General features: G+C 71.9%; 9 protein-coding genes and 1 riboswitch. Of the genes, 6 read left to right on the top strand and 3 right to left on the bottom strand.

The annotated features are described in order from the left end of the window. Positions 1–230 precede the first annotated feature (230 nt). Positions 231–1505, bottom strand: a complete 1275-nt coding sequence (glyA, locus tag VFX99_RS15500; RefSeq protein ID WP_329667190.1) for a serine hydroxymethyltransferase — start codon at positions 1503–1505, stop codon at positions 231–233. An 81-nt stretch (positions 1506–1586) separates the two neighbouring features. Further along, positions 1587–1670: riboswitch (ZMP/ZTP riboswitch) on the bottom strand. 83 nt (positions 1671–1753) lie between these two features. Here glyA and VFX99_RS15495 point away from each other — a divergent pair. The 6 genes from VFX99_RS15495 (at position 1754) to VFX99_RS15470 (ending at position 8600) form a co-directional block, all read left to right on the top strand. Then, the gene (locus VFX99_RS15495; protein WP_329667189.1) at positions 1754–3379 is read left to right on the top strand and encodes a family 20 glycosylhydrolase; all 1626 of its coding nucleotides are present in this window, start codon (positions 1754–1756) and stop codon (positions 3377–3379) included. Next, positions 3376–4536: an N-acetylglucosamine-6-phosphate deacetylase gene (locus VFX99_RS15490; RefSeq protein ID WP_329667188.1), complete on the top strand. Its 1161-nt coding sequence runs from the start codon at positions 3376–3378 to the stop codon at positions 4534–4536. The genes VFX99_RS15495 and VFX99_RS15490 overlap by 4 nt, the downstream gene beginning before the upstream one ends. A gap of 148 nt (positions 4537–4684) precedes the next feature. Further along, entirely contained in the window at positions 4685–6370 is a 1686-nt protein-coding gene (locus VFX99_RS15485) for a sigma factor-like helix-turn-helix DNA-binding protein (protein WP_329667187.1), read from the top strand. A 57-nt stretch (positions 6371–6427) separates the two neighbouring features. After that, on the top strand, positions 6428–6814 hold the full coding sequence (locus VFX99_RS15480) for a YrdB family protein (protein ID WP_329667186.1): 387 nt from the start codon (positions 6428–6430) through the stop codon (positions 6812–6814). Beyond that, the gene (locus tag VFX99_RS15475) at positions 6811–8202 is read left to right on the top strand and encodes an FAD-binding oxidoreductase (protein ID WP_329667185.1); all 1392 of its coding nucleotides are present in this window, start codon (positions 6811–6813) and stop codon (positions 8200–8202) included. The genes VFX99_RS15480 and VFX99_RS15475 overlap by 4 nt, the downstream gene beginning before the upstream one ends. After that, complete coding sequence (locus VFX99_RS15470; RefSeq protein ID WP_329667184.1) at positions 8199–8600, top strand: NUDIX domain-containing protein; 402 nt, start codon at positions 8199–8201, stop codon at positions 8598–8600. Before VFX99_RS15475 ends, VFX99_RS15470 begins: the two co-directional genes overlap by 4 nt. 217 nt (positions 8601–8817) lie before the next feature. Here VFX99_RS15470 and VFX99_RS15465 read toward each other — a convergent pair whose 3' ends face one another. Continuing rightward, the gene (locus VFX99_RS15465; protein ID WP_329667183.1) at positions 8818–9597 is read right to left on the bottom strand and encodes a glucosamine-6-phosphate deaminase; all 780 of its coding nucleotides are present in this window, start codon (positions 9595–9597) and stop codon (positions 8818–8820) included. Then, on the bottom strand, positions 9590–10009 hold a 420-nt coding region (locus VFX99_RS15460; RefSeq protein ID WP_329667182.1), incomplete at its 5' end, for an ROK family protein. The genes VFX99_RS15465 and VFX99_RS15460, both read right to left, overlap by 8 nt.

The raw sequence follows: 10009 nt of genomic DNA, 5'->3' as shown, positions 1-10009 counted from the left end.
GCCGTCGTCATCATCGCCTCCGGGTCGCTTCTGAACTGATGGTCTGTGCTGCCGGCCCGCCTCTGCGCCGAGACTGCATCCGGACGTCGAGACTGCGGGCCATACCCGCAGTCTCGACCTGCGGTTGCAGTCTCGCGGTCGACGGCGCGGGCTGCCGTCGTCGTCGACAGGCGGCTCAGATAACTATGCACATAGGTATCTGTGAAAGCAACCCCTGCCGACCGGACGTGCTACTGCTCGAGGCCGGGATAAAGCGGGAACTCCGCGGTCAGCGCGGCGACGCGGGCGCGCAGAGCCTCGACGTCCGCGCCCGGCAGGAGCGCCAGCGCGATGATGTCGGCGACTTCGGAGAACTCGGCGTCGCCGAACCCGCGCGTTGCGAGCGCGGGCGTGCCGATCCGCAGGCCGGACGTGATCATCGGCGGGCGCGGATCGTTCGGCACGGCATTCCGGTTCACGGTGATGTGGATCTCGTGCAGCAGGTCCTCGGCCTGCTTGCCGTCGATCTCGGCGTCTCGCAGGTCGACGAGCACCAGGTGCACGTCCGTGCCCCCCGAGCGCAGGGCGATGCCGGCATCCTTCACATCCTGCTGGGAGAGCCGCTCGGCGATGATGTGCGCGCCGCTCAGCACGCGCTCCTGGCGCTCTTTGAACTCCGGCGTCGCGGCGAGCTTGAACGCCGTGGCCTTGGCCGCGATGACATGCATCAGGGGGCCGCCCTGCTGCCCCGGGAACACCGCCGTGTTGATCTTCTTGGCGATCTCGGGGTCGTTGGTGAGGATGAAGCCCGAGCGCGGACCGCCGATCGTCTTGTGCACGGTCGATGACACGACGTGCGCGTGCGGCACCGGGCTCGGGTGCAGCCCCGCCGCGACCAAGCCGGCGAAATGCGCCATGTCGACCCACAGCAGGGCGCCGACCTCGTCGGCGATCTCGCGGAAGGCGGCGAAGTCGAGCTGGCGGGGATAGGCCGACCAGCCGGCGATGATGACCTTGGGCTGGTGCTCGATCGCAAGTCGTCGCACCTCGTCCATGTCGATGATCGAGGTCTCGGGGTCGACGCCGTAGGCGACGATGTTGAAGAGTCGCCCGGAGAAGTTGATCTTCATGCCGTGCGTGAGGTGGCCGCCCTGGTCGAGCGAAAGACCGAGCAGCGTGTCGCCGGGGCGCGCGATCGCGTGCAGCACTGCGGCGTTCGCGGTCGCGCCGGAGTGCGGCTGGACATTCGCGAAGTCGGCTCCGAACAGCGACTTGGCCCGCTCGATAGCCAGCTCCTCGGCGACGTCGACCTCCTCGCAGCCGCCGTAGTACCGACGACCGGGGTACCCCTCGGCGTACTTGTTCGTCAGCACCGAGCCCTGCGACTGCAGCACGGACACGGGCACGAAGTTCTCGGACGCGATCATCTCGAGGTACCCGCGCTGGCGCTCGAGTTCGCGCTCGAGCACCTCCGCGATCTCGGGGTCGACCTCGGCGAGCGGCGCGTTGAAATAATGGTCGGTCATGGCGTTCTCCTGACTACGGCGCGTGCGGACCCTTTCGGAGTCCGTTCATCGAGCAGCCCGCGGGAGCGGGCGGATCCAATACGCATCGACCCAGGCGTACGGTCGAGTGCCGTGTCGGTCGCTCCCCGGTGGTGACCCACCTCAACGCCAGTCGCGACACCCCGAGCATAACGGATGCCGCAGACAGCCGAGTGCGCCGGTGCACCGTTCCCGGTAGTCTGTGAAGCGTATTTGTTAGGACGCCTTACATGAAGAGCAGCCTTCGATGGACGATCGTGTTCGCGGTCGCGACCGTCGCGCTGCTGGCGGGCTGCACGCCCGCCGCCCAGAATGGAGCCACTGTGCCAGCAACCGACTCGCCCCGCGGCGTGGTGCCCGCTCCCGCCTCGATCGAGGCGGGAGCCGCGGGTGCGCGGTTCCGCCTCGACGACACCGTCCGGATCACCGGCGACGCGGATGCCGCGACCGCGCTGGCCGCCGTCCTCACCGCACGCACCGGCGTCGCACCGGCCGACGGCGCGGCAGGGAGCAACGCGGATGAAGGCGTCATCGACCTGCGCATCTCGGGCGGCGGCTCGTCCGAGTCGTACCGGATCGCAGCGGATGCGGCATCCGTCGTCGTCACCGGCGCCGACGCGGCCGGGCTGTTCTACGGTGTGCAGACTCTGGGGCAGCTGGTCGCTCGCGACGGGGACTCGTTCACGATCCCCGCGGTGCAGATCACCGACGCCCCCCGCTTCGCCTACCGGGGCGTGATGCTCGACGTGGCGCGCCACTTCCACTCCGTCGAGACCGTTCAGGCGTACATCGACCGAGCGTCGAGCCTCAAGTTCAATGCTCTGCACCTGCACCTCAGCGACGACCAGGGCTGGCGGATCCACCTCGACTCGCGCCCCGAGCTGACCGCGCTCGCCTCGACGACCGCGGTGGGCGGCGATGCCGGCGGGTTCTACTCCAAGGCGGACTATCGCGAGATCGTCCGGTACGCGGCATCCCGTCACATGATCGTCGTGCCCGAGATCGACCTTCCCGGTCACACGCACGCGGTCGGCCTGGCGTATCCCGAGCTGGTCGAGGAGCCCGCGCTGTCGCAGCACATCAGCAACGGTGAGGGCGAGCCGCCGACGGCGGGCGTCCCCTACACCGGCATCTCGGTCGGCTTCTCGTCGCTGAAGATCAACGACGAAGCGGCCTACGAATTCGTGGCCGATGTGATGGGAGAGCTCGCCGCGATGACGCCCGGCGCCTACCTGCACATCGGCGGCGACGAGGCGCTGGGCACCGAACCCGAAGACTTCGCCCTGTTCGTCGAGCGCGCGACCGAGATCGTCGCGGATCTGGGCAAGATCCCGGTGACGTGGCACGAAGCCGGTTCCGCTCCCGGCATCGACCCCAGCACGATCGGCCAGTACTGGGGCTTCACCACGCCCACCGACGGGATGGACGAGCAGGCGCGCGCGTTCGTCGAGAAGGGCGGGGGCCTCATCATCTCCCCCGCCGACGCGGTCTACCTCGACATGAAGTACGACGCCGACAGCCCGCTCGGATTGACCTGGGCCAACGGCCCGACCAGTGTCGAGCGGGCGTACTCCTGGGAGCCCGGCTCGATCATCGACGGCGTCGAGGAGGACGACATCCTCGGTGTCGAGGCGCCGATGTGGACCGAGACCATCCGCACGCTCGACGACATCGACCAGATGGCATTCCCCCGCATCGCCGCGGCCGCCGAGGCGGCCTGGTCGCCGGCGCCCGGCGACAGCGCGCTGCGCACCTGGCAGTCGTTCCGCGAACGCGTCGGTGCGCAGGGTCCGCTCTGGTCGAGCCTGGGGATCCGCTTCCACGCCTCGGACGAGATCCCCTGGGTCACCGAGTGAGCACGATCATCCATTCGGTGCGGCTGATCGGCGCCGGATCGGGCGTCGTCGAGGACGCCTGGGTGCGCTTCGACGGGAATCAGGTCGGCGCCACCGGCGCCGGAGACGGCTGGCGCAGTGTCGCGCAACCCGCCGACGCCGTGGTGAACGGCATCCTCGCCGCCGGTCGGGGTGCCGTCCTGACACCCGGATTCATCGACATCCACGGCCACGGCGGCGCCGGCGAGTCGTACGACGACGGGCCCGATGCGATCCGCGCCGCGCGGGCGCTGCACCGGTCACGCGGCACCACGCGCGCGGTGGTCTCCCTCGTCACCGCTCCGCTGGAGACCCTGCAGCGGCGCACGGCCATGGTCGCCGACCTCGTGTCGACGGATGCCGACATCCTCGGGTCGCATCTCGAAGGACCGTTCCTGGACCCGGGGCACAAGGGCGCGCACGACGAGTCGCTGCTGCGGGCGCCCGAGCCGGCCGCGGTCGAGCTGCTGCTCGCGGCGGGTCGGGGAACGATCCGGCAGGTCACGCTCGCACCGGAGCTGCCCGGCGCCCTGCACGCGATCCGGCTCGTCGTGGACTCCGGCGCTGCGGCGGCCGTCGGCCACACCGGCGCAGACCTGGCCGAGACGCGGGCGGCGTTCGACGCGGGCGCGACGATCCTCACGCACGCCTTCAACGCGATGCCGGGCCTGAACCACCGGGCGCCGGGGCCGATCGCGGCCGCGGCCTTCGACTCCCGCGTGATCCTCGAGGCGATCGCCGACGGTGTGCACCTGCATCCCGACATCGTGCGACTCGCATTCGCAGCCGCTCCGGGACGCGTCGCCCTCGTGACCGACGCCATGGCCGCGGCGGGGCACGCCGACGGGCGCTACGAACTCGGATCGCTGCGCGTCGAGGTCACCGACGGCGTCGCACGCCTCGTGGCCGGTGGCGCTCTGGCCGGATCGACCCTGACTCAGGATGCCGCGCTGCGCCGCGCGGTCGACGCCGGCGTGCCGTTGGCCGACGCGGTCGCCGCCCTGACGGCGGTGCCCGCGCGCGCGATCGGTCGAAGCGACGACCTGGGGCGGCTGGCGGCGGGCTACACCGCGGACGCCGTGCTCCTGTCCCGCACGCTCGAGGTGCGCAGCGTCTGGACGGCAGGCATCGCGGCCTGAGCCGGGCGGCCCTGCCGTTGCGGCGGTCTTGGAACACGCGCACGCCGGGGACCGGCTCCGCCCCGACCACGTAATGAATGCCGGGAGCGAGCGTCTTCTGAAACGACACCGTCTATCAGCGGTGCACCCACGCGCGGTCGGAGACAGGTTGACCGATGACGCAACCGGCTCGCCGCCCGGGAAGGTGAACGCGGCGCAACTCGGCGACGCCGACCTGGTCCTGCGCACGCGGTCCGGCGACCGCGCTGCGTTCGCCGAACTGTGGCGCCGGCACCGGGCGGCGGGCAGGACCCTCGCGGTCGCCCTCGGCTCGGACCCGGATGCCGATCGGGTCGTCGAAGAGGCGTTCGCGCGTGCCTATCGTGCGATCCTCACCGGCAGCGGGCCGAACGGCGCCTTCCGGCCCTACCTCTTCACGACCATCCGCAGCGTCGCCGAGACCCGGCAGGCCGCGTCCGGCGCGGCGGCCGTCCCTGCCGGGCCGTATCCGCTCTCCGACCGGGCGGCGGGCGAGCAGTCCACGGCGGGCGCGCTCGACCGGAGCATGACGCATCGGGCTTTCCGGAGTCTCCCGAGTCGCTGGCAGGAGGTGCTCTGGTACTCCGAGATCGAGCAGATGTCGCCGGATGAGATCGCGCCGCTCCTGGCGATGACCACGTCTGCGGTCGCCCAGCTCACGTCGCGCGCCCGCGACGGTCTGCGGGAGTCCTGGATCCGGGTCCACCTGGACAGCGTCGATGCCGGCTCGGAGTGCCGGCGGACCAACGAGCGGCTCGACCGAATCGCAAGTCACGAGCTGAGCCGGCGCGACCATGCCCGGGTCGACGCGCACATCGCCCGCTGTGCGAGGTGCGCCGTTCTCGCGGGCGACGCGGACGAGGTCTCCCACCGGCTGGCGCTGGTCCTGCTTCCGCTGACGCTCGGAGTCCACGCGTCGGCCGCCTACCTCGCGTCGGTACAGGGCGGCGCGGGTCAGACTTCCGAGCAGACGGCGGCGATGCCGGATGCCGTCATGCAGGGGTCTGCGGGTGTGCTCGGGGGCGGGGCCGGGCCTGGCGGGCGGCTCGGGGGCGCGGCCGCGCCGATCGGGATGGGCGAAGACACCCCGGCAGGTGCCCCGATCCCCCGTCACCGCGCCCGGACCATCGCCGGCGGCATCCGGTCACGGGGAGTGATCGCGGGTCTCGTGGCGGCGGGCGTGATCGCGGCGGGAGCGGTCGCCGCCGCCGCGGTCGTCCTTCCGGCGCTGAGCCCGCCGTCCGACGTGGCCGAGGGCCCCGTCCGCGATGAGCCGCGCGCCGAGTTCGCGACGGGCGAGGACCGGGGCGGACCCTCGAGTCGTCCATCGCCGAGTCCGAGCGACCTCCCGACGGTGGCTCCGACGTCGGCTCCCTCGGCCGACGCCGCTCCGGCCGACCCTCTCGAGGGCGGCGGAACGGCGCCCGAGGCTGCCGAGCCCTCGTCGCCGGCCGACGTCCCCGATCCGACGACGAGCGACCCTGCGCCGCCGGTACCGACGGATCCGGCGCCTGCTGATCCGGGACTGCCTGAGGGGACGCCGGCGATCACCGGCACGCGCTCGGCCCCGGCGCCGTCGGCCGCCGAGGTGGCGCTGTCGGTCGATGTCAGCGGCACACCGGGCGCGACCGTGCAGGCGCGGATCCGCGGGAGCGCGGTGGATGCCGCCACACTCAGCGCCGAGGGTGGGGGTACCCTGACTCTGCACCCGAGCTCGCACGACATCGAGACGGATGCCCGCGTGGAGCTGCGGTATGTCGCCGGCGAACGGATGGGTCGCCCTCTCGGCGTGCGTCTGTCGGAGCTGCTCCCCTGACCGGCGGCCGACGTTCGCGCCGGCGATCGCGGCGAGAGCCCGCCGTAGAATGGAACCATGTCCGACACTCCCCGCGTGAGGCCGGCAGCGCCCCCTGAACCCGGAATGCGCGAACCGCTCTCAGCCGTCGACGTGCTGGCGTTCGCATGCGAGCTGTTCGCCTTCGTGACCCTCGCGATCTGGGGCTTCGCCGAGTTCGCGTTCCCCTGGAACATCGTCGCCGGCATCGGCGCACCGCTCCTGGCCATCCTGGTCTGGGCGCTGTTCGTGTCGCCGCGAGCGGTCTTCGCGGTTCATCCGTTCGTGCGGGCGGGCGTCGAGCTGCTCGTCTACGTCTCGGCGACGCTCGCCTGGTGGAGCATGGGGCTCACCTGGGTCGGGCTGATCTTCGGCGTGGTCGCGGTGACCGCCGGGGTCCTCGCCGGTCGGCGCCACCTCGCGTGACCGACCATCCTGACGTCGTCGCGCTCCTGCGCGCCGCCCTCGGCACCCGAATCGACACGTCGGATGCCGCGTTGCGCGATGCACGCGCCGACAAGTCGGGCCACGCGGCATCCGGAACACCGCTCGCCGTCGTGCACGCGACGTCCGTCTCCGACGTGCAGGAGACCCTGCGCATCGCGACGGCGACGCGCACGCCCGTCGTTCCGCGGGGCGCCGGAACCGGGCTCGCCGGCGGCGCGAACGCCGGTGCGGGCGAGATCGCGCTGTCGGTGCGCGGCATGGACCGCATCCTCGAGGTGCGCCCGGACGATCTGCTCGCCGTGGTCGAGCCGGGCATCATCAACGCCGACCTGAACGCGGCGCTCGCCGAGCACGGGCTGTGGTGGGCGCCGGACCCTGCCAGCCGCGCGATCTCGACGGTGGGGGGCAACATCGCCACCGGCGCCGGCGGGCTGCTGTGCGCCAAGTACGGCGTGGTGCGCGATGCCGTGCTCGGCGTGGACCTCGTGCTCGCCGACGGCCGGCTGCTCACGCTTGGGCACCGCACCGTGAAGGGCGTGACGGGCCTCGACCTCACCTCGCTCGTCATCGGATCGGAGGGGACGCTGGGCGTGGTCGTGGGTGCCACGCTCAAGCTGCGCCGACTCATCCCCGGCGAGGTGTGCACCGTCGCGGCCACCTTCTCCGATGTGCGGACAGCGGCTGAGGCCTCCTCGGCGGTGACCGCGTCCGGCGCGCAGCCGGCGATCATGGAGCTGATGGACGCCGCGTCCCTCGCCGCCGTCCACGCGCTCCTGCGTATCGATCCGCCGACGCCGGGCGCGGCGCAGCTGACCATCCAGACGGACGGGCCGGCGGCATCCGTCGAGGCCGACGCGATCGCCGCGGTGCTGCGCGGAGTCGGCGGGACCGTCGCCGTGTCGGACGATCGCGAAGAGGGCGAGCGCCTCCTCACGATCCGCCGTTCCATGCATCCGGCGATGGAGACCCTCGGCACCACCCTGATCGAGGACGTCTCGGTGCCGCGCAGCGCCCTCCCGGCGATGTTCGACGAGATCGCGCGGATCGAGCGCGAACACGGGGTCGTGATCCCGACCGTGGCGCACGCCGGCGACGGCAACCTGCATCCCAACTTCGTCTTCGAGGCGAGGCCGGACGCAGCCGGCATCGTGGACGTGCCGGAATACATCTGGGATGCCGCCGGCGACCTGTTCCGCGCCGCCCTCCGCCTCGGTGGGACACTCACCGGAGAGCACGGCGTCGGCGTGCTGAAGCGGCGCTGGCTCGCCGACGAGCTCGGCGACGACCAGTGGGAGCTGCAGCGGCGGATCACGCGGGTGTTCGATCCCCTCGGCATCCTGAACCCCGGCAAGGTCTTCGCTTCATGACCTCGCCGCGCATCCACGTGAGTGCCGCCGTCATCACGGATGCCGAAGGGCGGGTGCTCGTCGTTCGCAAGCACGGCACGTCCGTCTTCATGCAGCCGGGCGGCAAGCCCGAGCCGGGCGAGAGTGCCGCCGAGGCGCTCGCCCGCGAGCTGCAGGAGGAGATCGGGCTCCGCGTCGAGCCGGCCGACCTCGAGCCGCTCGGGTCCTTCGAGTCGGATGCCGCGAACGAGCCGGGCCATCGCGTCGTCGCCGAGACGTTCCGCGTCGCGGCCGACCCCGCCGCGGTGTCGCCTCAGGCCGAGATCGCGGAGCTGCGGTGGATCACATCGGACGAGGTGCCCACGCTGTCGCTGGCGCCGCTGAGCCTGGACTTCCTGCTCGCGCTCGCCTGGGATTGAGGCTCAGCGCCCCGTGCTGCTGATCTTGTCGGCTTCGATCGTGATCACCACGCGCACCTGATCGCGGCCGCCGTACCAGGGAGACGGTCCGCCGCTGTATTTCTGCGACAGCTTCTCGATGTGCTCCGTCCCGCCCTCCTTCCGGCATCCGCCGCATACGCAGCTGCGTCGAACCCCGGTTGGTGCGCCGGATGGCGGGCCACCGGCTCCTGCCGCGTCACAGGCCCTGCCACTCGGGCTTGTGGGCGAACGTGTAGCGGTAGTACTCCGCGAACCGAAGATCGGAGGCCGCGGCCTCGTCGAGCACGACCGTCGTGTGCGGGTGGAGTTGGATCGCCGATGCCGGCAGCGATGCGGTGACCGGCCCCTCCACCGCTCCCGCGACCGCTTCGGCCTTGCCCTTGCCGAACGCGAGCAGCACCAGATGCCGAGCTCGCAGGATCGTGCCCAGGCCCTGGGTGATGCAGTGCCGGGGCACGTCGTCGATCGAATCGAAGAACCGCGCGTTGTCCTCGCGCGTGCGCCGGGTGAGCGTCTTCACGCGTGTCAGCGAGGCGAATGACGATCCGGGCTCGTTGAAGCCGATGTGCCCGTCCGTGCCGATGCCCAGCAGTTGGATGTCGACGCCGCCGGCGTCCGTGAGGGCGCGCTCATACTGCTCGCCGGCGTGCTCGATGCCCTCCAGCGATCCGTCGGGAACCCGCACGCGTGCGGGGTTCAGGCCCAGCGGCTCCACGACCTCACGCGTGAGAACGGAGCGGTAGCTCTCCGGGTGCGCGGGGTCCAGTCCGACGTACTCGTCGAGCGCGAAACCGCGGACCCGCGAGACGTCGACGCCCGCCAGCCGCGACGGCAGCGCCTCGTAGACCGCAAGAGGGGTCGAGCCGGTCGCAAGTCCGAGCACCGCGTCCGGGTTCGCGACGACGAGCCGCGCGATCTCGGCGGCGACCAGCTCGCCGCCGGCGGCGGCATCCGCGACGATGACGACCTCAGCCACGACTGAGGGCTCCCGGGTCGACGGACGAGGGGTCCCGAGGCGGCTCTGCTCCGACGAGCGCGGCGCCGAGCGCGGCGGCCGGCGAGCCGAGGGGCAGCAGTTCCACGCGCTCGCCGAGGCGAAGCGATCGCATGAACGGGGATGCTGCGGCGCTCGCCGCGAGCTCGGCGGCGACGTCCGCCATCAGCCGCGGGCCGAGGGCCGTCACGCCACCGCCGAGGACGACGACGTCGACGTCGTTGGTCAGCACCAGGACGCGCACCCCGGCGGCGACGCCGCGGGCCAGCCCGGAGCGGAGTTCGCGTGCGGTGGCGTCGCCGGCGTCGGCGGCGTCGAAGACATCGCGCACCGGAAGCGCGCCCGGGCGCCCCCCGCGTTCGGCGATCGACCCGCCTCCGGCGAGCGCCTCGAT

The sequence above is a fragment of the Microbacterium sp. genome, assembly GCF_036277215.1.
Taxonomy (GTDB): domain Bacteria; phylum Actinomycetota; class Actinomycetes; order Actinomycetales; family Microbacteriaceae; genus Microbacterium.
Note: the sequence above shows the minus strand (reverse complement) of the source record. Positions and strands in the feature narration are given on the sequence as shown.